Here is a 24,192-nt window from a genome sequence, read left to right on the forward strand (position 1 = left end):
GAACCCGGAAGCTAAGGCCACCTGCGCCGATGGTACTGCACTCGACAGGGTGTGGGAGAGTAGGACACCGCCGGAACATCCTTCGCGAAGGCCCCGACCAATTTGGTCGGGGCCTTCTGCGTATCCGGGGTCCGTGCGTGTATCCCGGATCCCTATGGATAGGGTATGGATACACAGGAAGCTCGCAGCGGACAAGCAGTTCCAATGGGGGCGGGGAGGCAATGATCGACAGCATGATTCACCAGCTCGCGCCACAGCGGCCGGCCGACACGGCCCGCCGGTTCCGGTGGGCTGCTCTGTGGCTGCCCGCCACCTACAGCTATGTGGGTGTGCTGCTGCTGGGCGCCGTGGCGCTGACCATGGTCAGCGCGCCGCGGGAGTCGCGAATTGTGTTGCATGCCAGCACGAACCTGCACAATCTGACCAGGGGCCGCCTCGGCACGCTGTTCTCGAGTGCCTTCCTGGTGGGTGAGGGCGCGGCGACGGTGTTCCTGATCGTGCCGATGCTGGCCTGCCTGCTCGCCTTGGCGGAGCGGCGCTTCGGGACCGTGAAGCTCGTGCACACCTTCTTCGTCGGCCATGTCGGCGCGACCGTGCTGGTGGCGGTCGGCCTGTGGGTGGCGGTGCAGTCGCAGCTGGTGCCGGGCAGTATCGCCATGGCCGAGGACGTCGGCGTCAGCTATGGCGCGATGGCCGTGGTGGGTGCGCTGGTTGCGGTGCTGCCGCCGCATCGCCGGTGGGTGTGGGCGAGTACCTGGCTGGCGTTCGCGCTGGGCGGGGTGGCGCTCTGGCACACCTTCACCAATGTGGGTCACTTCCTGGCGCTGTGCCTGGGTCTGGGCATCGGGCGGCTGACGATCCGCCGGCAGGGCGGGGCGGTGCGGCCGTTGAATGTGCCGGAATACCTGTTGCTGGCGGGCGGTTCTGTTTTTGCCTGCCTGATGCTGCTGGGCTGATGCCCGGTCACTAGACTCGACCGGTGCGCCTTGTGATTGCTCGTTGCCAGGTCGATTACGTTGGTCGTCTGACCGCCCATCTGCCCATGGCCCGTCGTCTGCTCATGATGAAGGCCGACGGTTCGGTGCTGGTCCATTCCGATGGCGGCTCCTACAAGCCTCTCAACTGGATGAGTCCGCCGTGCTGGCTGGAGGAACGGGAAACCGATTCCGAGACAAGCCAACTCTGGGTGGTCGCCAACAAGGCCGGTGAGGAACTCCGCATCACGGTCGAGGACATCGAGCTCGATTCCAAGCACGAGCTCGGCGTGGATCCCGGTCTGGTGAAGGACGGCGTCGAGGCGCATCTGCAGGAGCTGCTGGCCGAGCACATCGAAACCCTCGGCGCCGGTTATACCTTGATCCGCCGCGAGTACATGACCGCCATCGGTCCGGTCGACATCCTGTGCCGGGACGCGGACGGTGCGACGGTGGCGGTGGAGATCAAGCGCCGCGGTGAGATCGACGGCGTCGAACAGCTCACCCGCTACCTCGAACTCCTCAACCGCGATCCGCTGCTCGCCCCGGTCGCCGGCGTCTTCGCCGCCCAGCAGATCAAGCCGCAGGCCAAGACTCTCGCCGCCGATCGCGGCATCCGTTGCGTCACGCTGGATTACGATGCCCTGCGCGGCACGGACTCCGACGAATTCCGGCTGTTCTAACCTTCGTACCATGCCCCGCCGGAAACCCCGCCCCAAGGACTCGGCGCGGTCCTACTCGGACCCGCGCCCCCTGGGCGACGTCTTCGGCCGCACCGAGCACGGTCCCGGCACCGATGAGGCCTTCGTCGTCCGCACGGTCCCCGGCACCCGCGCCACCAAGCCCTACCGCTGCCCCGGCTGCGACCACGTCATCCCGCCGGGCACACCGCACATCGTCGCCTGGGCGGTCCACGGAGGCGAGGACGATCGCCGCCACTGGCATACCGGCTGCTGGAAGGGCCGCAACACCCGCACCATCACCCGCCGCTGGTCCTGAGCCCCGGGAACTATCGGCCCTGGAACTGAGGGGTCTCGACGACAGCGTTCTGCCGGTGCGGATGGCTACTCTTCCGAACTGAAGTACTAACGTTTTACAAGGAGTTCGGAATGAGTTCTGGTCGAATCGGCCTGGCGCTGGGCGCATTCGCGGCGGTCGCCGTCAGTATGGCGGGCAGCCCCCTCGCCACCGCTGATATCACCGACATGGCGGTGCACACGACTTCCGGTGTGGGAGACGTCGATACCTGGAATATCGACGCGTACATCACATGTAATCCGGCCAGCACTCCCGTTGCACCGCCGGTCCATTTCACCGACAACGGGAAGGCTCTGCCCGGGAGCCCTGGAACAACCGGTGCCTGCGTCACCGTTGGCGGGGTCTCGCAGACCAGCAGCGTGATTGCCTTCCTGCCCACCACCCTCGGCGTGCATCACATCGTCGCGACACAGTACAACCCGGCCGGATCGGTCCTGAGCACGATCGCCAGGGACGTGAATGTCACGGTGCTGCCGTCGACGCCGTGTCCGACCACCGGCAGCGCGGCCATGCAGTGCAAGTCGACCACCGGGTCCTGATCCCGTACTGCGACAGCGGTTTCGGGCGCAGGCGAGGATGACCTGCCGATACACATAAGGAAGGCCGCCTCCCCCGGAGGGGAAGCGGCCTTCGAACGGATGCGGGTTGTCGCCCGGTCGGTGAATCAGCTGGAGACGTCAGCGTTCTCGCGCTCGTCGACGATCTCGTCGTCTTCGCGAGCGTCAGCGATGGCCTTGCGGCCGCCCTTCTGGATGGAGCGCTGTTCCGGTGCGCCGTCGAGCAGTTCGCTCTCGCGGTTGACGGCGGCGAGCATGGCCGGGACCGAGTCGAGCTGGCCGCGGATGCCGAGCAGCTGAGCCAGGACACGGCCGCGGAGCACACGCATCTCCTCGGCAAGTTCCTTGGCGTGCGCGATCTTTCGATCCGCGGTGTTGGTCGCCGAGGTGATGAGGCGGTTGGCCTCGTCGGTGGCATCCTTGATGCGCTGGGCGGCCTCGGCGCGTGAGGTGGCCTCCAGCTCCTCCATGGCGCGGGTCAGCTTGGTGCGCCGCTCCGCCATGGTGACCTCGAAGTCCTGCTGGGTGGCCTTGCGCTTGGCCTCGGACTCCTTGGTGAGGCGGTCGGCCTCGGCATTGGCGGCTTCGACGATCTTGGCGGACTCGGAGCGGGCGTTCGCGAGAGTCTGCTCGAATTCGATTTCGAGCGCTTCGCGCTTCTCCTTGGTCTCGGAGAGGAGCGATTCGTACTTCCCACGCATTTCGGTGGCCTGCTGCTCCGCAATCGAGATCATCTCGGCGGCCTCGGCCTGCGCCTGGGCGCGGACCTCGGAGGCCTCATCCGAGGCCAGACGCAGCATGCGGGAGATGCGATCGGACATGCCTTCGGCGGTGGTCGGCGGCACCGAGAGCCGGTCGACCTCCTTACGGAGCTCGTCGATCTCGTCCCGGGCATCCTCGAGCTGGGCCGCCAGGTTGCGGGCCTGGGCTGCGGCGGCATCGCGGTCGGTGGCGGTGACCCTCAGCTCGGCATCGAAACGGTCGAAGTAGTTACGCACCTCGTCACGGTCATAGCCCTTCCGCACAACGGTAAAGGGCAGCGCGACGAAGCGATTACGATCGGGCTCAGTGGACGACATGACCCACAAACTACAGCCTGACGACACCCGATGGTGACCCGACCGCGAATGTTGTTACGCCCTCTTTAGTAGGGCGGAACGCGGTACTAGTGGGTAGTTTTCGCCGCCGGTTCGACGAGTTCTACCAGCACACCGCCAGCATCCTTGGGGTGGATGAAATTGATGCGGGAACCAGCGGTGCCGCCCCGCGGCTCTGCGTACAGCAAACGCAAGCCCCGGTCACGCAGCTGCGCGGAAACAGCCTCGACATCGGTCACACGATACGCGAGCTGCTGCAGGCCGGGCCCGTTTCGGTCGATGAATTTCGCGATCGTCGACTCCTCGTTGAGCGGAGCCAGCAACTGCAGAGCGACCGATCCGGCCGGAGTGCCGGGCACGGACAGCATGGCCTCGTGCACGCCCTGCGCCTCGTTGATCTCGCGATGCGTCTCGACCATACCGAGATTGTCCCGGTACCAGGCCACCGCCGAATCGAGATCTGGCACAGCGATTCCGACGTGATCGACGGCGGTGACGTATTCCGACGGGATGAATTCGGTGTTCTCTGTGTTGCTCACACCAGTGACGGTAGCGCGCCCCTCGGAAGGACGCCGGAGCGCCGCACGTTACCTTTGAGTACGGCTCCGATGGTTGGCGGAGCAGTCACCATACGACGTAAGCGAGGCTCATCGTGACCACCACCTCCGTCATCGTCTCCGGCGCGCGCACCCCGGTGGGCCGGCTGCTCGGATCGCTGAAGGGCTTCAGTGGCTCCGACCTGGGCGGGTTCGCCATCAAGGCGGCGCTGGAGAAGGGCGGGGTGGCGCCCGAGCAGGTCGACTACGTGATCATGGGCCAGGTGCTCACCGCGGGCGCGGGCCAGATCCCGGCCCGGCAGGCGGCGGTCGCGGCCGGTATTCCGATGGATGTCCCGGCGCTCACCGTCAACAAGGTCTGCTTGTCCGGTATCAATGCAATTGCGCTGGCGGACCAGCTGATTCGGGCCGGCGAGTACGAGATCGTGGTGGCCGGCGGCCAGGAGTCCATGACCAACGCCCCGCACCTGCTGGAGAAGAGCCGCGAGGGCTACAAGTACGGCGACGTCAACCTGCGCGACAGCATGGCCTACGACGGCCTGCACGACATCTTCACCGACCAGGCCATGGGCGCGCTCACCGAGCAGCGCAACGATGCCGACGCCATCAGCCGCGAGGAGCAGGACGCCTTCGCCGCCGCCTCGCACCAGAAGGCCGCGGCCGCCTGGAAGAACGGCGTCTTCACCGACGAGGTCACCCCGGTCTCGATCCCGCAGCGCAAGGGCGACCCGATCCAGTTCGCCGAGGACGAGGGCATCCGCGCCGACACCACGGCCGAGTCGCTGGGCAGGCTGCGCCCGGCCTTCCGCAAGGACGGCACCATCACCGCCGGTTCCGCCTCCCAGATCTCCGACGGCGCGGCCGCGGTGGTCGTCATGTCCAAGGCCAAGGCCGAGGAGCTGGGCCTGAGCTGGATCGCCGAGATCGGCGCGGCCGGCGTCGTGGCCGGCCCCGACTCCACCCTGCAGGACCAGCCCGCCAACGCCATCGCCAAAGCCTGTGCCAAGGAAGGCATTTCGCCCGCCGACCTGGATCTGGTCGAGATCAACGAGGCGTTCGCGGCGGTCGGCATCGCCTCCACCCGCAAGCTCGGCATCGACTCGGAGAAGGTCAACGTCAATGGCGGCGCCATCTCCATCGGCCACCCGCTCGGCATGTCCGGTGCCCGCATTGTCCTGCACCTGGCGCTCGAGCTGAAGCGCCGCGGCGGCGGTGTCGGCGCGGCCGCGCTCTGCGGTGGCGGCGGCCAGGGCGACGCCCTCATCGTCCGCGTGAAGTAGGAGCAACTGCTCATGGGGAACAGCCCCGGCTCGTGAGCCGGGGCTGTTCCGGTTCTCATACCAGGAATCCAGCGCGCCCGTCCCAGATGTGACCAGGTCCACTACAGGGTGTCGTAGGTATCGGGCAGAATGGTTGCCATGGGTGATCTGTTCGACCTGTCCACGGTCGCTAAGCGCGTGCGTTTCTTCGGCCTGCTCGAGGTGCCCTCGTGGGTGCTGCTGTTCATCGGCTCGGCCCTGAAGCGTGCGGATGCGCTGGGGATCGCCGATCAGCCGATCAAGTGGCCGGTGATGGTGTTCGGCATGCTGCACGGCATCGTGTTCCTGGCCTACGCCATCAACTGCCTGCTGGCGTCGCGGGAGTTCGAATGGCCGGGCAAGACCACGGGTCTGGCGCTGCTGTCGTCTGTGGTCCCGTTCACGTCCGTGTTCTTCGAGCGGTGGGCGATCAACTCCGGTCAGCTGGGTGAACTGAGCCAAGCCGCGACACCCGCCGCCGCACGTTCGTGACAAACTGGATGTCGTGACTCGACCTGCACGCCGTCCCTCCGCCGCCGCCGCCATGTCGGGCGCGGTGGATCTGTCCGCTCTCAAGCAGCCGGCCGCCGCCGCGGGAGATGTCCCGGGTGACCATGCCGTCACCGAGGCCAATTTCGAGGATCGAGTGCTACGGCGCTCCACCCAGGTGCCGGTGGTGGTGGCGCTGTACTCGCAGCGCAGCCCCGGGAGCATCGAGCTGGTGAAGCTGCTGGAGCAGCTGGTCGGCCGGAGCGGCGGTGACTGGGATCTGGCCACCGTCGAGGCCGAGGCCAATATGCGCATCGCGCAGGCCTTCGGCGTGCAGGGCATTCCGACCGTGGTCGCCGTGGCCGCGGGCCAGCCCCTCGCCGACTTCACCGGCAACCAGCCCGAGGAGCAGGTGACCCAGTGGATCGCCGCCGTGGTGGATGCCGTGCGCGGCAAGCTCCCCGGCGTCGGCGCGGAGACCGCTGCCGCCGAGCCCGAGGCTCCCGAGGATCCCCGCTTCGTCGCCGCCGAAGAGGCCTTGGAGCGTGGCGAATTCGACAACGCGGTCGCCGCGTACGAGGCCATCCTGGCCGCCGAGCCGAACAACGCCGAGGCGAAGGCCGCCCTGCGTCAGGTCCAATTCCTTTCCCGCGTACAGGATCTCGACCCGGCCGCCGTCGCCAAGTCCGACGCCGACCCGGCCGATCTGGACGCCGCCATCGCCGCCGCGGACCTGGAGATGTTCAACCAGCAGCCGGAGGCCGCCTTCGACCGTCTCGTCGCCCAGGTCAAGCGCACCGCCGGCGACGACCGCACCAAGGCCCGCACCCACCTGCTCGAACTCTTCGAACTCTTCGACCCCGCCGAACCCATCGTGGTCGCCGCTCGCCGCAAGCTCGCCGCCGCCCTCTACTGACGACTGAAGATCAGGGAGCTCTCACCGCGGGGATTCGGTCGAAATCCCGTAGTGAGAGCTCCCTGATCGTGTTCAGACCGTGGGGAGGCCGGCGAGGGCGGCGTCGATACGGGGCTGAGGGAGTTCGAAGTCGGGGATTTCGCCTGCGAGATAGCGCTCGTAGGCGGTCATGTCGAAGTGGCCGTGGCCGCACAGGGCGGTCAGCAGGACCTTCTCTTCACCTGATTCGGTACAGCGCTTGGCCTCTTCGATGACGGCGGCCAGGGCGTGGGAGGGCTCGGGGGCCGGGAGTATGCCTTCGGCCTTCGCGAAAGTGACCGCCGCGGCGAAGCATTCGCGCTGCTGCTTCGCCACCGCCTCGAACAATCCGAGCTCGTACATGTGCGACAGCAGCGGCGACATGCCGTGGTATCGCAGGCCGCCCGCGTGCACCGGATCGGGGATGAAGTCGTGACCCAGGGTGTGCATCTTCATCAGCGGGGTGAAGCCGGCGGTGTCGCCGAAGTCGTAGGCGTAGATGCCGCGCGTGAACGACGGGCACGCGGCGGGCTCGACGGCCCGGATCACCGGATCGTATCGGCCCGCGAGCTTTTCGCGCAGGAAGGGCAAGAACAGTCCCGCGAAGTTGGAGCCGCCGCCGGTGCAGCCGACGATCAGATCGGGCAGGCGTTCACCCGCCGCGGCGAACTGTTTCAGCGCCTCCTCCCCGATGACGGTCTGGTGCAGCAGTACATGATTGAGCACGCTGCCCAGCGCGTAGCGGGTTGTCGGATCGGCCGCGGCCACCTCCACCGCCTCGCTGATGGCGATGCCCAGGCTGCCGGGTGAATCCGGATGGTCGACAAGGATTTTCGCGCCCGCGGCGGTGATCGGCGAGGGGCTGGCGTGCACGGTCGCGCCCCAGGTCTGCATGAGCGTGCGCCGGTGCGGTTTCTGGTCGTAGGAGGCGCGCACCATCCACACCTCGCAGTCGATGCCGTACTGCGCGCAGGCGAAGGCGAGCGCGCTGCCCCACTGGCCCGCGCCGGTCTCGGTGGTCAGCCGCCGGGTGCCCTCGGCGGCGTTGTAGAACGCCTGCGGCACAGCGGTATTCGGTTTGTGTGAGCCGGCGGGGGAGACGCCCTCGTACTTGTAGAAGATTCGGGCCGGGGTGCCGAGCGCCCTCTCCAGCCGTCGCGCCCGGAACAGCGGCGTCGGCCGCCAGAGCCGGTAGACGTCGATGACCTCGTCCGGAATGTCGAGGTAGCGGTCGCCGCTCACCTCCTGCCGGATGAGCTCCATCGGGAACAGCGGGGCCAGATCCTCGGGCCCGACCGGCTGTCCGGTGCCAGGACGCAGCGGGGGCGGCGGTGGTGCGGGCAGGTCCGGGATGACGTTGTACCAACGCCTCGGTATCTCGGATTCGTCCAGTGTGATCTTGGTGCGCTCGTCCACAAGACCCTCCCGGCTCGAAACAGCTGTCTGTCCAGACTGCTCCCGCAGCGGACCCCCTGGTGTGGAATTCGCCGGATTGTCACTGTCGCGGTCGCTCGAAATTTAGTAAGCTAGTGCTTATGATAAGCACGTACGAAGAATTGCTGGCCTCGGGAACCGAACTGCTCGCGCTGGACGCCCGCGCGGTACGCACCAGCATCGAGGTGGTGGCGGGCCTGGCCATCGCCGACCTGGACGCGCCCACGCCCTGCGCGGGCTGGACACTGCGAGACCTGCTGGAGCACATGATCGTTCAGCACTACGGCTTCGCGGCCGCCGCCCGCGGCGAGAGCGATCTCGCGCTGTGGAAGCCACAGCCGCTCGGCGACGATCCGGTCGGTGAATACCGGGCGGCGGCCGAGCACGTGCTGACCACCTTCGCCGGGCCCGGCGTCCTGGAACGGCAGTTCCCGCTGCCGGAGGTGCGCGACGGCATCGTGATTCCCGCGCCGCTGGCCATCAGCTTTCACTTCATCGACTACATCGTGCACGCCTGGGATGTGGCGCGGGCGCTCGGGAAGACCGTGGAATTCGACGCGGATCTTCTCGGTGCGGGGCTGCCGGTGGCCGAGGCGGTGCCGCGCGGTCCGCATCGGGAGCGGCCCGGCGCATCGTTCGCGCCCGAGGTGACCGCGCTGGAGGCGTCCGGGCTGGATCGGATCCTGGCCGTGCTGGGGCGCTCGCCCGGCTGGCCGGAGTGATCGGGGAGCTCTCCCACACGTGTTCCCCACTCCCACCCGGTGAGGAACCGGGCACTCTACCCGGTGCCGGCCGGTGGCGTCTTCGACAACCAGAGGGCGCTGTTCGGTGCGAGAGTCAGGGCGGCCGACACCGGGCGGCCGTGCCAGGGCACGGGCTCGGCGGCGATCGCGTCGGCATTGCCCGTGCCGCTGCCGCCGTAGCCGATGGCATCGGTGTTCAGCACCTCGTACCACGAATCCGGTTCGGGCCCGGGCAATCCGATGCGATAGCCGCTGAGCTGACGGCCCGAGAAGTTGTAGACGCAGGCGAGAATGGATCCGTCGGTGCCGTAGCGCAGGAACGACAGCACATTGTTGTCGCGGTCGTCGGCCTCGATCCAGGAGTAGCCGCCCGGCGACGTATCTTGGCTCCACAGTGCGGGATTGGCAGAATACAACCGGTTGAGGTCCCCGACCAGCCGTTGAACGCCCTGGTGCAGTGGGTTTTCCAGCTCGTGCCAATCCAGTCCGCGATCGTGGTCCCACTCCCGGAACTGACCGAATTCCTGTCCCATGAACAACAGCTGTTTGCCCGGATGCGCCCACATGTAGGCCAGCAGCGCGCGGACCCCACTCGCCCTGGCGAAATCATCGCCCGGCATGCGGGTCCACAGCGTCCCCTTGCCGTGAACCACCTCGTCATGGCTGATGGGCAGCACATAGTTCTCGCTCCAGGCGTAGGTCAGCGAGAAGGTGACCTCATTGTGGTGCCAGGCCCGGTACACCGGATCGTGGGCGAGATACCCGAGCGTGTCGTGCATCCAGCCCATATTCCATTTCATGGTGAAGCCCAGGCCGCCGACCTCGGTGGCGCGGGTGACCCCCGGCCAGGAGGTGGACTCCTCGGCCACGGTCAGCACGCCCGGATGGTGCTTGTGCACGGTCGCGTTCATTTCCTGCAGGAAGGCGACGGCCTCCAGATTCTCGCGGCCGCCGTGGATGTTCGGCTCCCAGTCGGGGCGGGAGTAGTCCAGGTAGAGCATCGAGGCCACGGCGTCCACGCGCAGGCCGTCGATGTGGAACTCCTCGATCCAGTACAGCGCGTTGGCGACCAGAAAGTTGCGGATCTCGTGGCGGCCGAAGTTGAAAACATAGGTGCCCCAGTCGAGTTGCTCGCCGCGGCGCGGATCTGCGTGCTCGTAGAGGGCGGTGCCGTCGAATCTGGCCAGCGCCCACTCGTCCCGCGGGAAGTGCGCGGGCACCCAGTCGAGGATGACGCCGATTCCCGTGCGGTGCAGGTGATCCACCAGGAACCGGAAGTCGTCGGGGGAGCCGAAGCGGGCGGTCGGCGCGTAATAGGAGGTGACCTGGTAGCCCCAGGAGCCGCCGAAGGGATGCTCTGCCACCGGCAGCAGCTCGACATGCGTGAAGCCCTGGGCGAGAACGTATTCCGCCAGCTGCTCGGCGATCTCGCGATACCCGAGCCCCGGCCGCCATGAACCCAGATGCACCTCGTAGACGCTGATCGGCGCGCGCAGCGGATCGGTGCGGGCCCGTGCCCGCAGCCATTCGGTATCGCCCCAGGCGAATTCGCTCGCGGTGACGATCGAAGCGGTCGCGGGCGGGACCTCGGTGGCGTAGGCCATCGGATCGGCGTGGTCGACGGTGCGTCCGTCCGCCCCGTGCACGCGGTACTTGTACAGCGCCCCCGCCTCGATGCCGGGCAGGAACAGCTCCCATACTCCGGAATCGCCGAGTTTCCGCATGGGGGCGGTGTTTCCGCTCCACCCGTCGAAATCCCCGATCACCGCTACGCCCCGCGCATTGGGGGCCCACACCGCGAAAGCCGTGCCGGACACCTCGCCGTCGAGGGTGGGGTAGCGCTTCGGGTGCGCGCCCAGCACCTCCCAGAGCCGTTCGTGCCGGCCCTCACCGAGCAGGTGCAGATCGACGTCGCCGAGAGTGGGCAGGAAGCGGTACCCATCCGCGTCCACCACCGTGCGCCCGCCCGGATAGGAGGTGACCAGGCGGTAGTCCCACAGCTGCGGGAACGGCACCACGGCCTCGAACACGCCGTGCTCGCGGTGTGCCAGTGGATGATCCACGCCGCCGATCCGGGCCGCGACCGTCTCCGCGTGCGGCCGCAGCACCCGGATGACGGTCCCGTCGGGATGCGGGTGCGCCCCCAGCACCGTGTGCGGATCGGGATGCGTGCCCGCCGCCAGCAGCAGGAGGTCGCGCCGATTCATCGGAACGATCGGCGATGGGCGAGCTCGGTGCGCGCGGCGGCCGGAACCGGCGGCAGCGCGAGAATGTGGGCCGCCGCCCGGGCCGGGTCCAGCCGCACGTAATTGCTCTGGCCCCAGTGGTATTCCTCGCCGGTGACCTCGTCGTACACCGTCGGCCGGTCGTGCCATTCGCGGCCGATGGCGGGCAGGTCGAGCGAGACCATGCCGTGCTCGGCGCCGAACGGGTTCAGGTTCACCACCACCAGCACGGCGTCGCCGGTGGTGGGGTCGAACTTCGAGAACGCCAGCAGCGCATCGTTGTCCACGTAATGGAAGTGGATGCAGCGCACCTGCTGCAGCGCGGGATGCGCGCGCCGGATCTCGTTGAGCCGGGTCAGCCACGGCTCCAGGGATTCCCCGCGCGCGGCCGCCTCGGCGAAACGGCGTGGCCGCAGCTGGTATTTCTCGGAATCCAGGTACTCCTCGCTGCCCGGCTGCACCGCCTGGTGCTCGTACAGCTCGAAGCCCGAATACACGCCCCAGGTGGCCCCGAGCGTCGCCGCCAGCACCGCGCGAATCGCGAACATGCCGGGCCCGCCGTGCTGCAGGCTCTCGTGCAGGATGTCGGGGGTGTTCACGAACAGGTTGGCCCGGGCCTCATCGGCCTTGGCGGCCAATTCCCGGGCGAACTCCTCGAGGTCGTGTTTGTGTGTGCGCCAGGTGAAGTACGTGTAGGACTGGCTGAATCCCCGCCGCGCCAGGCCGTACATGCGCGCGGGGCGGGTGAACGCCTCCGACAGGAAGATGATCTCCGGATTCTTCCGGTGCACCTCGGCGATCAGCCATTCCCAGAAGTCCGCCGGTTTGGTGTGCGGATTGTCGACCCGGAACACGGTGACGCCCAGGCCGATCCAATGCCGCACTACCCGCAGTACCTCGGCGTAGAGCCCGTCGGGCTCATCGTCGAAATTGAGCGGATAGATGTCCTGGTACTTCTTCGGCGGATTCTCCGCGTACGCGATGGTGCCGTCGGGCAGCGTGGTGAACCACTCCGGATGCGCCGCCACCCACGGATGGTCGGGCGCACACTGCAGCGCCAGGTCCAGCGCCACCTCCATGCCCAATTCCCGTGCGGCCGCAACGAAGTCGAGGAAGTCGGCCTCGGTGCCCAGCAGTGGGTGGATGGCGTCGTGCCCGCCCTCCGCCGAGCCGATGGCCCACGGCGAGCCGACATCCGCGGGCCCGGCGGTCAGGGAGTTGTTGGGCCCCTTGCGATTCACCGTGCCGATGGGGTGGATCGGCGGCAGATACACCACGTCGAAGCCCATGGCGGCGATGCGGGGCAGATCCTTGGCGGCGGTGGCGAAGGTGCCGTGCACGGGCCGGCCCTCGGCGTCCCAGCCGCCGGTCGACCGCGGGAAGAATTCGTACCAGGCCCCGACCAGCGCCCGCTGCCGCTCCACCTGCACGGTGTGCAACGGTCCGTGAGTCACGAACTCCCGCAACGGCGTTGCCCGCAGGATCTCGCCGACCTCGGCGCCGAAGGCCGCGGCGACCCGGGCCGGCAGTTGCGCGTCGCTGCGCAGCGCGGCGGCTGCGGCGCGCAGGATCTCCCACTGCCGCTTCGGCACCGCGAGGGCGGACCGCTCCAGCAGCCGGGCCCCGGTCTCCAGATCATTGGCCAGATCGACGGCGCTCTGCCCGACGGCGAGTTTGGCCTCCACCCCGGACCGCCAGGTGGCGAGGGGATCGCTCCAGCCTTCGATCCGAAAGGTCCAGCGGCCGGGCATGGTCGGGGTGAACACCGCGTTGAAAACATCCGGCTCGTACTCCGGGCTCATGCGAATGCGCTGCGTGCGCGCCGAACCCGGGGCCTGCACCGCCAGCGTGGCGGCGACCGCCTCGTGACCCTCGCGCCAGACCACCGCTCGTACGGGGACGACCTCGCCGACCACGGCCTTGGACGGCCGGCCGCCGGGAATCACGGGGGCGGTGTCATCGATGGCGATGCGGCCGGTCACGCCCTCGAACTTACCGGAGTGGCTACTGCTGGCCCGGCTTGAGGAGCACGAACAGGCCGTGGGCCTCGGCGCAGAGCCGGTCGCCGTCGTGCAGGGTGGCGCGCACGAACACCTTGCGGCCCTCCTGCCGCTCCACCCAGCCACGCAGCACCAGTTCGGTGTTCAGCGGCGTGATGGACCGGTAGTCGACGTGCAGGAAGGCGGTGCGGGTGGCCTGCCTGGTGTACAGCGCCGCCGTCATGCCGAGCAGGTCGTCGAAGCCGAGGGCGATGTGGCCGCCATGGGCGGCACCGTTGCCGCCCAGGTGGAAGGTACGGAAGGTGATGCGCGCCCGCACCCCGTCCTTGCCCGCCGCGTCGACCTCGAACGGCGGCAGCGTGATGTTGCCGCGCGCGGGCAGGTCGTTGCGATGCCACGGCGGCGCGTCCCATTCGTCGACGACCGCCGCGTCGAGCTTGTCGTTGAGCTCCTGCAGAGTGGCGATCACATCCAGCGCCAGCGCGTCGGACGGGTCGGCCAGCCGCACCCGGTCCATCAGCCCGCGCACCTGGTCGATGAACTCCCCGTAGTGCACCCCGCCCTTGGTGTTGTCGCGGCCCAGTTCTCGGATCGGCCGGAACCCGCCCTCGTGATGCTCCTGGGTGGGCTGTCCCTCGACCGCCTCGATCTGCTGCTCGCTCATCTGAAACACGTTATCGGTTGCCGACAGGATGCTCCGCGCGGGGGATGCCCTGACCAGTATCAGACGCACCCAAAGGTTCGCGGCCGTCTCGATTCTGGACTGCGCTCCGCCTCCCCGCGCTTGGAGCGGGGGAGCGAAGCGGAGGAGCGGAGGAGGGAAGAATCGAGACCTGGGGGCCGCGAACCCGCCCGGAGCGAAGCGGAGGGCAGAATAGGCACCGTGAAGGCATTGCGTCGATTCACCGTTCGAGCCCATCTGCCAGAGCGGTTGTCCGCATTGACCGAGCTGGCGACCAATTTGCGCTGGTCGTGGCATGGGCCCACCCAGGATGTGTTCGCGGAGCTGGATCCCCGCCTGTGGGTGGAGGTCGGGCACGATCCGGTCCGGATGCTGGGGGAGGTGCCCGCGGCCCGGCTCGACGAGCTGGCCGGAGACGACGGCTATGTGCGGCGGGTCGATGCCGCGGCGGCCGATCTGCAGGACTATCTGGACCGCCCCCGCTGGTTCCAGAAGCAGCGGCGCGGGCCGCGCGGGATCGCGTACTTCTCCATGGAGTTCGGCGTCACCGAGGTGCTGCCCAACTATTCGGGCGGGCTCGGGATTCTGGCGGGCGACCATCTCAAGGCCGCGTCGGATCTGGGCCTGCCGCTCATCGGCGTCGGACTGCTGTACCGCTCCGGCTATTTCCGGCAGTCGCTGACCGCCGACGGCTGGCAGGCCGAACGTTATCCGGCCCTGGACCCGATGGGGCTGCCGCTGCGGCTGCTCACCGACGGGGGCGCGCCGGTGCTCGTGCACGTGGCCATGCCCGAGGGGCGGGTGCTCCGGGCCCGGGTGTGGATCGCCCAGGTGGGCCGGATTCCCCTGCTGCTCTTGGACTCCGATATCGCCGACAACGACCCCGAACTTCGGGCCGTCACCGACCGGCTCTACGGCGGCGATCAGGACCACCGCATCAAGCAGGAGATCCTGGCCGGCATCGGCGGCGTCCGGGCGGTGCGCGCCTACACCCGCGCCAACGGCCTGCCCGATCCCGACGTCTTCCACATGAACGAGGGCCACGCCGGATTCCTCGGCATCGAGCGCATTCGCGAATTCATGGCCGCCGGAATGGATTTCGACTCCGCGCTGACCGCGGTCCGCGCCGGGACGGTCTTCACCACCCACACCCCGGTCCCCGCGGGCATCGACCGCTTCGCCGGCGCCCTGGTGCGCCGGTACTTCGGCGGCGCGCACGGCGAGCGGGAATCACCGGTGCTGCCGGGCGTTTCGGTGGACCGCATCCTGGCCATGGGGCGCGAGGCCGATCCGTCGGTGTTCAACATGGCCCACCTCGGCCTGCGTCTGGCCCAGCGTGCCAACGGCGTGTCGAAGCTGCACGGTGAGGTCAGCCGCGCCATGTTCGCGCCGCTGTGGCCGGGTTTCGACGCGAGCGAAGTCCCGATCGGCTCGGTCACCAATGGCGTGCACGCCCCCACCTGGGCCGCGCGCGAATGGATCGACAAGGCCCGCGAACTCATCGGCGCCGAACTGGTCGAGGAGGCCCGCGGCTGGGAGCGGCTGTGCGATGTGGACCTGCGTGAACTGTGGTCCACCCGGAATGCCCTGCGCGGCATCCTGGTCGACGAGGTGCGCCGCCGGCTGCGCGACTCGTGGCTCGAACGCGGCGCCGCCAGCGCCGAACTCGGCTGGATCGACGAGGTTTTCGACCCGGGCGTGCTGACCGTCGGCTTCGCCCGGCGGGTCCCCACCTACAAGCGCCTCACCCTCATGCTGCGCGACCCGGAACGCCTGCGCGCCATGCTGCTCGACCCGGAGCACCCGGTGCAGCTGGTGGTCGCCGGCAAATCCCATCCGGCCGATGAGGGCGGCAAGGCGCTCATCCAGCAGGTGGTCCGCTTCGCCGACGATCCGGCCGTGCGCCACCGCATCGTCTTCCTGCCCGACTACGACATGTCCATGGCCCGCTACCTGTACTGGGGCTGCGACGTCTGGCTCAACAACCCGCTGCGCCCGCTCGAGGCCTGCGGTACCTCCGGGATGAAGTCGGCCCTCAACGGCGGCCTCAACCTGTCCGTGCGCGACGGCTGGTGGGACGAGATGTACGACGGCGAGAACGGCTGGTCCATTCCCACCGCAGACGGCGTCGGCGACGAGCATCGCCGCGACGACCTGGAGGCCTCGGCCCTCTACGACCTGCTGGAACGCGCTGTGCTGCCGCGCTTCTACGACCGCGACCACGACGACGTGCCGGCCCGCTGGATGGAAATGGTCCGCCACACCCTGCGAACGCTGGGCCCGAAGGTGCTGGCCTCCCGCATGGTTCGCGACTACGCCGTCGACTACTACGCGCCCGCCGCCGCGGCCTATGAAGCGGTGTCCGCCGACGACTTCAAGGGCGCGCAGGACCTGTCGGTGTACCGCCGCCGCGTCGAATCCGCCTGGCCCACAGTGAAAGTCCTGCAGGTGGACAGCTCCGGCCTGCCCGACACCCCGGTCATCGGCTCGGACCTGGACCTGCGCGCCCGCATCGACCTCGGCGGCCTCACCCCCGCCGACGTCAGCGTGCAGGCCGTGCTCGGCCGGGTTTCACCCACCGACGACCTGACCCACGTCCACACCTTCCCCATGCGCCACGCCGGAACCGATTCCGGCGCCGACATTTTCACCACCCAGGCGCCGGTCCCGCTGTCCGGCGCCGTCGGATACACGATCCGCATCCTCCCGCACCACCCGCTCCTCGCCGCGGATGCCGAACTCGGCCTGATCGCGACGCCCAGCCCCTGACGATCAGGTGGGCGCGATCAGCGCGCGTTTGAGAATCTTCCCGGTGGGGTTGCGGGGCAACGCATCCAGGAACGTGACGTCGCGGGGGACGGAGAAGCGGCTGACGCGGTGGCGGATGTAGTTGCGGACCATGTCGGAGTCGAGGCCCGAGCCGGGGCGTTTGACCACGAAAGCGGCCAGGCGCTGGCCGAATTCGTGATCCGGGACGCCCACCACGGCGACCTCGCTCACCTGCGGCAGATGGGAGAGGGCCTCCTCGACGGCGCGCGGGAAGACGTTCTCGCCGCCGGAGATGATCATCTCGTCGTCGCGGCCGGCCACGAACAGCTTGCCGGAGGCGTCCAGGTAGCCGATATCGCCGGTGTCGAGCATGCCGTCGGCCTCGTCGGGCGGGGTGGCGTCGGTGTAGCCGTCGAACAGCATGTGATTGCCGACGAAGATGCGCCCGGTCGCCCCCACCGGCACCGGACGCCGATCCGGGCCCAGCACAGCGAGTTTCGTGCCCAGTGGCGGCCGCCCCGCGGTGGTGGGGGACATGCGCAGATCCGCCGGATCGGCGATGGAGGCCCACGACACCTCGGTGGAGCCGTACACGTTGTAGAGGATCTCGCCGAAGGCGTCGAGGAACGCCAGCACCGTCGCACCGGCCAGCGGCGCCCCGCAACTCGCCACGATGCGCAGGGTGGACAGGTCGTAGCGGGCGCGAACATGCGTGGGCAGATCCAGGATCCGGTTCACCATGATCGGCACCACGATCAACGCCGTCACCTTGTGCTCGGCGATGCGGCGCAGGCAGTCCTCGGCGTCGAAGCGGTCACCCAGCAGCACCGTCGCCCGGACGGCCGTGGAGATCTGCAGGGCACCCAGCCCCCAGGTGTGGAACAGCGGGGCCGGAATGAACATGGTCTCGTTGGTGCCGAACGGAATTCGCGACAGCAGCGCCGCCACCGTCCCGAAACCCTTGGGATGCCGCCGCCGCGCGCCCTTCGGCGTTCCGCTGGTCCCTGAGGTGAGCACCACCAGGCGGCCCGGCCGCGGCGGCTTGCGCGGCGGCTCCTGGCGCATGGCGATGAGTTCCTCGATGGTGGTGCGCCCGGGATCCGGTGTCGCGTCGTCACTGGTGAAGCGCGGCAGCTCGGCGGGCAGATACCGCACCAGATGCTCGAATTCACTGTCCGCGAACAGCGCCGACAGCCGATGCCGCCCCACGATCTCCTCGACCTGCCGGGCGGGCAGCCCGGTATTGAGCAGCACCGCGTCGGCTCCCGACTTGCCCGCCGCCACCATGCACTCGACCATGCCGGTGTGATTGCGGCACAGCAGCCCGATCGCGGTGCCGGGCCCGAACCCCAGCGCGGCGAAGGCCCCCGCCAGAGCGCTGCTGCGCGCATGCAATTGGTCGAAGGTGCTGGAATACCGGTCGTCGATGACGGCCGGCCGCTGGGGCGAGTGCGCGGCCCCCGCCGCGTAGCCACCGGCCAGGCTGAAGCCCCACCTGGCCAGTCCGCCGATCTGCCGCAGACCCACATCCGGCCGGTAGGTGCGCACCACGCCGGAGGCCACCATCCGCTTGACCACCCCGGCCTGCAGCCGCATCCGCGAATCCTCGCCATTGACGATGAGCGAGGACGGCGCGCCCTGGACCAGGTCGCCCACCCGCCTCAGCCCGGCCAGCGTCCAGGCCACCACCGCCGAGTTCGGCAGCTGCGCGGGCAGCGGATGCACCAGCCCGGCCTTGAAGTAGGTGACGTAGATCCGGGTGTGCCGCGTGTCGCCGCGCAGGCGCACGGTCGCGAAGCTGCCCTGTTCGGGGCAGTGCAGCTCGAAGCTCTCGCCGGTGCGGGTGATGTGCAGTTGTACTCGCAGCACCAGGATTTCGATGCCATTGCCCCCGACGCGCATATTCAGCGTCGGATGCACATCGACGGTGTCGAGTTGTTCGCACGCGCCGATTCCAGGAAATAGCCGGGGGTAGGTCTGCGGGTCGACCAGGACATCCCAGATCGCTTGGCGGTCGATCGCAAAGTTCGCGACCGCGTCGATGACATCGGTTACCACTGGCGTACTACTTCTGCCTGGCCGGTTCCCCTGAACACCTCCGGCGGAATACGTATTTGTAACGTTCCAGGCAATAGGGGTCAAGACTCTTGAATTACCGGCCGGTAGTTATTTGAATAGCCGATCAATTGCGCTGGCGGCATCGGGAAAACAGCGATCAGGCAGGTGGGATTGCCCACAATTCGCGAGCCCAGTGACAGATCGTGCCAACCGGACCAGTACCGTGCCCACGGCAGCCTTCTACCCTCCCGCCGACTGGAGACACCCCACATGACCACCGACGTCCTCACACGCACCAAGGGGCGCGTCGACGCGTACTTCGGCATCAGCGAACACGGTTCCACCTTCAAGCGCGAGGTCATGGCGGGAACCATCACGTTCCTGGCCATGTCGTATGTGCTCGCGGTCAACCCGCGGATCCTGGGCGACCACGGTGACCTCGGCGACAAGGGCATGCCGTTCCAGGCCGTCTTCACGGCGACCGCCGTCGCCGCCATCTTCGGCACCCTGGTCATGGGCCTGTGGGCCAAGTACCCGGTCGCGCTCGCACCGGGCATGGGCCTCAACGCCTTCTTCGCCTACACGGTCGTCCTGCACATGGGAATCCCGTGGCAGCAGGCGCTTTCGGGCACCCTCATCTCCGGCGTCGTGTTCTTCGTCCTCGCCGTCACCAAGGTGCGCGAGAAGATCATCGAAGCCATCCCCATGCAGATGAAGCTCGCGGTCGGCGCGGGCATCGGCCTGTTCGTGGCCTTCCTGGGCCTCAAGAGCGCGGGCATCGTCACCTCCGACCCGGCCACGCTCGTGCACCTGGGCAACTTCCACCACGGCACCACCCTGCTGGCGCTCTTCGGCCTGGTCGTGACCGTCGTCTTCCTGACGCTCGGCTGGCACGGCGCGGTGCTCTACGGCATCCTCTGCACCACCGTGCTCGGCATCGTCACCGGTCTGGTGCAGCTGCCGAATTCGGTCGCCGCCATGCCGCACGGGCTGGATCAGACGTTCGGCCAGGCCATCATCCACCTGCCCGACGCCTTCACCGGGAAAATGGTGGTCGTCGTGCTGACCATGCTGTTCGTCGACTTCTTCGACGCCTCCGGCACCTTGATCGGCGTCGCCAACCAGGCCGGGCTGCTGACCAAGGACGGCAAGCTGGACCGCGCGGGCCAGGCGCTGGCCGCCGACTCGGTCGGCACCGCCGCAGGCGCGATCATCGGCACCTCCTCGACCACCGCGTATGTCGAATCCACCGCGGGTGTTTCGGCGGGCGGCCGCACCGGCCTCACCGCGGTCACCACGGCCGGCTGGTTCCTGATCGCCCTGTTCTTCTTCCCGATCTTCGCCACCTTCGCCGATGTGTCGGCCGTGACCGCGCCCGCGCTCATCGTGGTCGGCGTGCTCATGTCCCGGGCGCTGGGTGAAATCGAGTGGAACAGGCTGGAATACGCGGTCCCGGCGTTCATCACCGTGATCATGATGCCGCTGACCTACTCGATCGCGAACGGCATCGCCATGGGCCTGCTGTTCTACCCGATCGTCATGGTGGCCAAGAAGCGTGCGCGCGAGGTGCATCCGGTCATGTGGGCGCTGATGGCCGTGTTCCTCTACTACTTCTGGTACCTGGCCAAGTAGGGCCGGCTCTCAGGGGTCGGCCCTGAAATCCCTTTCCCGGGCGCGAGGCGGAACAGCCTCGCGCCCGGTCTCGTTGGGGACCTGCTGTAGGCTACAAAACGGACCATGGTCCGGATAGGATCGCCGCCGAGCCGTACAGACCGAGAGATGAGGACCCGACATGACCGCAACCGTGAATGCCGCCGCCCGAGCCACCGCCTCGAACGGCCTCAGTGGCACCGATATCGGCCTGCTGGTCGCCCGGCTGGGCTTCGGCGGCGGACTGGCCGTGCACGGCGCCCAGAAGCTGTTCGGCTGGTTCGACGGCTACGGCCTGGACGCGACCGCGCAGGGCTTCAAGGGCATGGGCTACGACCCGGGCAAGTTCTTCGCCACCCTGGCCGGCCTGAGCGAGCTCACCGGTGGGCTGCTGCTGATGCTGGGCCTGCTGACGCCGCTGGCCGGCGCCATCGCGCTGGGCACCATGATCAATGCCGTGCACGTCACCTGGAGTGGCGGATTCGCGATGTGGGAGCTGCCGGCGGTGTACGCCGTGGCGGCCGCCGCCTTCGCCTTCGCGGGGCCGGGCCGGGTGTCGCTGGACTCCGGTCGCCCGTGGCAGCGCCAGGGTCTGGTCTGGGGCGCCGGGGCGGTCGCGCTGGGCGTGGTGGCCGCGCTCATCACCCTCGCGGTGAAGTAGGCCGGGAAGAAAGTCTCGGTGTCCCCGCGCCGCGTGCAGGGCTTGGCGCGGGGACGACGGACACGTCCGATGTGGGAATTGGGGGGTTCACCGGAGTATCGAAAGCTAATTTACTTCTGATCGGAAGTAGGAACCACCCTTGTGACTGTTCTCACAAGGTCATTTCATTTGCGCGACACTATTTGTCAGTCTTTCGAGAGCTTTTGTCACAACTTGGGGATCGGATGTTTCCCAATATGGTGGTAATGATGCTCGGAGATAACCGCCATAGCGCGCCGTGGCCAGTCTCGAATCCAGAATTGCGATAACGCCGCGATCGTCCACACTGCGCAGCAAACGGCCCGTTCCCTGCGCCAGCAGCAGCGCCGCATGATTGGCCGCGACCGACAGGAATCCATTGCCACCTCGCGATTCCACCGCGCGCTGACGTGCCACCAGGAGCGGATCGTCCGGGCGCGGGAACGGAATCCGGTCCAGGATCACCAGACTCAGCGACGGACCGGGAACATCCACGCCCTGCCACAGTGAAAGTGTCCCGAAGAGCGAGATTTCCGGGTCCTCGGCGAATTTCCGGACAAGGGCGCCGGTGGCGTCGTCACCCTGGCACAGGATGGGGGTGTCGAGACGCTCCCGCAGAATTTCGGTGGCCGCCTTGGCCGCTCGCATGGACGAGAACAGCCCGAGGGTGCGCCCGCCCGCCGCGCGGATGAGGCGTTCTATCTCGTCCAGATACGACTGCGGCAGCCCGTCCCGGCCCGGTGCGGGCAGATGCTTTGCCACATACAGGATTCCGGACTTGGCGTGGTCGAAGGGCGAACCCACGTCGACCGAATTCCAGCGCAGCGCCTTCTCGTCCGACGGGGCCTCGGTGCCGGTGGCCAGGGCCGGGTCCACGGTCGCCGAGGACTGCGGCGGCAGGCCCCAGGTCACCGCCAGATTGTCGAACGAGCCGCCGATCTGCAGCGTCGCCGAGGTGAGAACCACGGTGGCCGTACCGAACAGGCGGCTGCGCAGCAGCCCGCCCACCGACAGCGGTGCCATGTGCAGCGTGCGGCGCGCGATTCCGCGCACATCCTCCGACGCCAGCCAGATGACATCGCGATGCGCGGCGGGATCGGACTCCTCGAAGGCGGTCAGCACCCGCACCGCCGCGTCGTGCACCTCCTCGACGGCCGCCAGCGCCTGATTGCGGGCCGCCGCCGATTCCGGGTCGCCGGTGGCGGAACTTCCGCCCTGCGGGGCCAGGGCGGTGCGGGCGTTCCAGGCCGCGTCGCGGATGAGCGCGAGCACGGGGGCCGCGCCGTCCGGCATCCGGTCCCAGCGTCCGGGCTGCAGGTCGTCGAGCAGCTCGTGCCAGGCCTCGGCCGCGCCCTCGAGCCGGTCCACCTCCTGCTCGTCGATGAGTTTCGAACACCGCTTGGCGGCGGCGCTGATGGCCGAGGTGGACAGTTCAGCGGTGGCCACGCCGGTCACCCGGTCCACCAGCTCGTGCGCCTCGTCGACCACCACCACATCGTGTTCGGGCAGCACCTGGATGCCGCTGATGGCGTCGATGGCCAGCAGCGCGTGGTTGGTGACCACCACATCGGCCTGCCCGGATTCGGCGCGCGCCTTCTCGGCGAAGCAGTCCTGCCCGAACGGGCAGCGCGACTTGCCCAGGCATTCCCGGGAACTCACGCTGACCTGCCGCCAGGCCCGATCGCTGACGCCGGGGGCGAGCTCGTCGCGGTCGCCGGTCTCGGTGTCGGAGACCCACTCGTTCAGCCGCTGCACCTCCCGGCCCAGCTTGGAAATGGCGAAGGCGTCGAAGAGTTCGGCCTCCGGCTCCTCCGGAATCGCGCTGTTGATCTTGTTCAGGCACAGATAGTTGTTGCGCCCCTTGAGAATCGCGAACTGCGGCACGCGGCCCAGCGGTGTCGCCAGCGCGTCGGCCAGCCGCGGCAGATCCCGGTCCACCAGCTGCCGCTGCAGCGCGATGGTCGCGGTCGAGACCACCACGGTCCGCCCGGTCCGCACCGCGTGGCGCAGACTCGGCACCAGATACGCCAGCGACTTACCCGTCCCCGTCCCGGCCTGCACCGCCAGATGCTCCCCGGTGTCGATGGCGTGCGCGACAGCCGCCGACATCGTCTGCTGCCCCTTGCGCTCCCTACCCCCCAACGCCTGCACAGCGGTGGCCAACAGCTTCGGAACGGGAGGCAGTTCAGGCACGGCGGCCAGATTACTGCGCCGCCCCGACAACCCTCGCGCAAACCTCTCCGGGCTGCCCGCCAGGACCGATTTCCGCCGATCAGGGCACTCGCCCGGGTCGTGAGTCAGTTCTCCAGTGTTCCGGCCAGTTCGACTCCGGAGGCGCGGAGTTTGTCCAGGACGGTGGCCAGGGTTGCGGGTGAGACGGCGGCGGTGAGGCCGAGGAGGACCCGGGTGTCGAAGCCGGCGGCGCGGGCATCCAGGGCGGTGGCGCGGACGCAGTGGTCGGTGGCGATGCCGCAGACGTCGACGGCGTCGATGGCGTGGGCGCGCAGCCAGTCGGCGAGGGTGGTCGAGCCGTCGGCGGCGGTGCCTTCGAAGCCCGAATAGGCCGCGGTGTACGCGCCTTTGGAGAAGATCTCCTGGATCGGCCCGGTATCCAGGCTGGGATGGAAGTCGGCGCCGGGGGTGCCGACACGGCAGTGCGGGGGCCAGGTGTCGACGTAGTCGGGTTGCTCGGAGAAGTGCGCGCCCGGGTCGATGTGGAAGTCGCGGGTGGCGACGATGGCGGTGTAGTCGGAGACGCCCAGGTATTCGGTGATGCGCTCGGCCACGGCCGCGCCGCCCGCGACGGCCAGTGATCCGCCTTCACAGAAATCGTTCTGCACGTCGACGACGATCAGGGCTCGGCTCATGAGCGGACCTCCTGGAAATCGGCGGCTGAACCACGACGGCGCGCCGCTCGTATTGCATTGTGCCGCCCGGCGCCCGGCCGGTCCACGGCGACATCGGTCGCTGCATCGCGGGAAGAGACGAAAGACATACCGGGGGAAATT

At 68.3% G+C, this 24,192-nt stretch carries 20 protein-coding genes; 11 read left to right on the forward strand and 9 right to left on the reverse strand.

Annotated features, from left to right (window positions below; all coding sequences use genetic code 11):
• The first annotated feature begins 221 nt into the window (after positions 1-221).
• The 4 genes from ACIRRA_RS19855 (at position 222) to ACIRRA_RS19870 (ending at position 2,551) form a co-directional block, all read left to right on the forward strand.
• Positions 222-956: a rhomboid-like protein gene (locus ACIRRA_RS19855; protein ID WP_402769869.1), complete on the forward strand. Its 735-nt coding sequence runs from the start codon at positions 222-224 to the stop codon at positions 954-956.
• Between the two features lie 23 nt (positions 957-979).
• The gene (gene nucS, locus ACIRRA_RS19860; RefSeq protein WP_357001757.1) at positions 980-1,657 is read left to right on the forward strand and encodes an endonuclease NucS; all 678 of its coding nucleotides are present in this window, start codon (positions 980-982) and stop codon (positions 1,655-1,657) included.
• A gap of 10 nt (positions 1,658-1,667) precedes the next feature.
• Positions 1,668-1,973: an ATP/GTP-binding protein gene (locus ACIRRA_RS19865; protein ID WP_402769872.1), complete on the forward strand. Its 306-nt coding sequence runs from the start codon at positions 1,668-1,670 to the stop codon at positions 1,971-1,973.
• Between the two features lie 110 nt (positions 1,974-2,083).
• Entirely contained in the window at positions 2,084-2,551 is a 468-nt protein-coding gene (locus ACIRRA_RS19870) for a hypothetical protein (RefSeq protein WP_402769874.1), read from the forward strand.
• A gap of 125 nt (positions 2,552-2,676) precedes the next feature.
• Here the strand turns inward: ACIRRA_RS19870 and ACIRRA_RS19875 are convergent, their stop codons facing one another.
• Together ACIRRA_RS19875 and mce are read right to left on the reverse strand one after the other, a co-directional pair.
• Positions 2,677-3,648: a hypothetical protein gene (locus ACIRRA_RS19875; protein WP_379387898.1), complete on the reverse strand. Its 972-nt coding sequence runs from the start codon at positions 3,646-3,648 to the stop codon at positions 2,677-2,679.
• Between the two features lie 86 nt (positions 3,649-3,734).
• A complete protein-coding gene (gene mce / locus ACIRRA_RS19880; RefSeq protein WP_402769877.1) occupies positions 3,735-4,205 on the reverse strand; it encodes a methylmalonyl-CoA epimerase in 471 nt (156 codons plus the stop codon).
• A gap of 113 nt (positions 4,206-4,318) precedes the next feature.
• On the opposite strand from mce, the gene ACIRRA_RS19885 reads away from it, so the two are divergent.
• The 3 genes from ACIRRA_RS19885 (at position 4,319) to ACIRRA_RS19895 (ending at position 6,926) form a co-directional block, all read left to right on the forward strand.
• Positions 4,319-5,503, forward strand: a complete 1,185-nt coding sequence (locus ACIRRA_RS19885) for an acetyl-CoA C-acetyltransferase (protein WP_402769880.1) — start codon at positions 4,319-4,321, stop codon at positions 5,501-5,503.
• Between the two features lie 138 nt (positions 5,504-5,641).
• Positions 5,642-6,013, forward strand: coding sequence for a DUF3817 domain-containing protein (locus ACIRRA_RS19890; protein ID WP_379387895.1), 372 nt, complete (start codon positions 5,642-5,644; stop codon positions 6,011-6,013).
• 52 nt (positions 6,014-6,065) lie between these two features.
• A complete protein-coding gene (locus ACIRRA_RS19895) occupies positions 6,066-6,926 on the forward strand; it encodes a tetratricopeptide repeat protein (RefSeq protein WP_402770358.1) in 861 nt (286 codons plus the stop codon).
• Between the two features lie 72 nt (positions 6,927-6,998).
• Here the strand turns inward: ACIRRA_RS19895 and ACIRRA_RS19900 are convergent, their stop codons facing one another.
• Entirely contained in the window at positions 6,999-8,360 is a 1,362-nt protein-coding gene (locus ACIRRA_RS19900) for a TrpB-like pyridoxal phosphate-dependent enzyme (RefSeq protein ID WP_402769883.1), read from the reverse strand.
• Positions 8,361-8,479: 119 nt separating this feature from the next.
• On the opposite strand from ACIRRA_RS19900, the gene ACIRRA_RS19905 reads away from it, so the two are divergent.
• Positions 8,480-9,100 (forward strand): TIGR03086 family metal-binding protein, encoded by a 621-nt coding sequence (locus ACIRRA_RS19905; protein ID WP_402769886.1) that lies wholly within the window; start codon positions 8,480-8,482, stop codon positions 9,098-9,100.
• A gap of 56 nt (positions 9,101-9,156) precedes the next feature.
• Here ACIRRA_RS19905 and glgB read toward each other — a convergent pair whose 3' ends face one another.
• The 3 genes from glgB to ACIRRA_RS19920 are packed head-to-tail and all read right to left on the reverse strand — an operon-like array spanning position 9,157 to position 14,010.
• A complete protein-coding gene (glgB, locus tag ACIRRA_RS19910) occupies positions 9,157-11,328 on the reverse strand; it encodes a 1,4-alpha-glucan branching protein GlgB (RefSeq protein ID WP_402769889.1) in 2,172 nt (723 codons plus the stop codon).
• A complete protein-coding gene (locus ACIRRA_RS19915; RefSeq protein WP_402769891.1) occupies positions 11,325-13,328 on the reverse strand; it encodes a maltotransferase domain-containing protein in 2,004 nt (667 codons plus the stop codon). The genes glgB and ACIRRA_RS19915 overlap by 4 nt, the downstream gene beginning before the upstream one ends.
• Positions 13,329-13,350: 22 nt before the next feature.
• Entirely contained in the window at positions 13,351-14,010 is a 660-nt protein-coding gene (locus ACIRRA_RS19920) for a PaaI family thioesterase (protein WP_402769894.1), read from the reverse strand.
• Between the two features lie 219 nt (positions 14,011-14,229).
• Between ACIRRA_RS19920 and glgP the strand changes: the two genes are divergently transcribed.
• Positions 14,230-16,797: an alpha-glucan family phosphorylase gene (gene glgP, locus ACIRRA_RS19925; RefSeq protein ID WP_402769897.1), complete on the forward strand. Its 2,568-nt coding sequence runs from the start codon at positions 14,230-14,232 to the stop codon at positions 16,795-16,797.
• Positions 16,798-16,800: 3 nt separating this feature from the next.
• Here the strand turns inward: glgP and ACIRRA_RS19930 are convergent, their stop codons facing one another.
• Entirely contained in the window at positions 16,801-18,855 is a 2,055-nt protein-coding gene (locus ACIRRA_RS19930) for an AMP-binding protein (RefSeq protein WP_402769900.1), read from the reverse strand.
• A gap of 270 nt (positions 18,856-19,125) precedes the next feature.
• Between ACIRRA_RS19930 and ACIRRA_RS19935 the strand changes: the two genes are divergently transcribed.
• Together ACIRRA_RS19935 and ACIRRA_RS19940 are read left to right on the forward strand one after the other, a co-directional pair.
• Positions 19,126-20,487: an NCS2 family permease gene (locus ACIRRA_RS19935; protein ID WP_402769902.1), complete on the forward strand. Its 1,362-nt coding sequence runs from the start codon at positions 19,126-19,128 to the stop codon at positions 20,485-20,487.
• A gap of 160 nt (positions 20,488-20,647) precedes the next feature.
• Positions 20,648-21,166 (forward strand): DoxX family protein, encoded by a 519-nt coding sequence (locus tag ACIRRA_RS19940; RefSeq protein ID WP_402769904.1) that lies wholly within the window; start codon positions 20,648-20,650, stop codon positions 21,164-21,166.
• Between the two features lie 159 nt (positions 21,167-21,325).
• Here the strand turns inward: ACIRRA_RS19940 and ACIRRA_RS19945 are convergent, their stop codons facing one another.
• Positions 21,326-23,377, reverse strand: a complete 2,052-nt coding sequence (locus tag ACIRRA_RS19945; protein WP_402769907.1) for an ATP-dependent DNA helicase — start codon at positions 23,375-23,377, stop codon at positions 21,326-21,328.
• A gap of 104 nt (positions 23,378-23,481) precedes the next feature.
• Complete coding sequence (locus ACIRRA_RS19950) at positions 23,482-24,051, reverse strand: isochorismatase family protein (protein WP_402769910.1); 570 nt, start codon at positions 24,049-24,051, stop codon at positions 23,482-23,484.
• Positions 24,052-24,192: the final 141 nt, after the last annotated feature.

Source organism: Nocardia sp. NPDC101769 (genome assembly GCF_044766925.1).
GTDB lineage: Bacteria > Actinomycetota > Actinomycetes > Mycobacteriales > Mycobacteriaceae > Nocardia.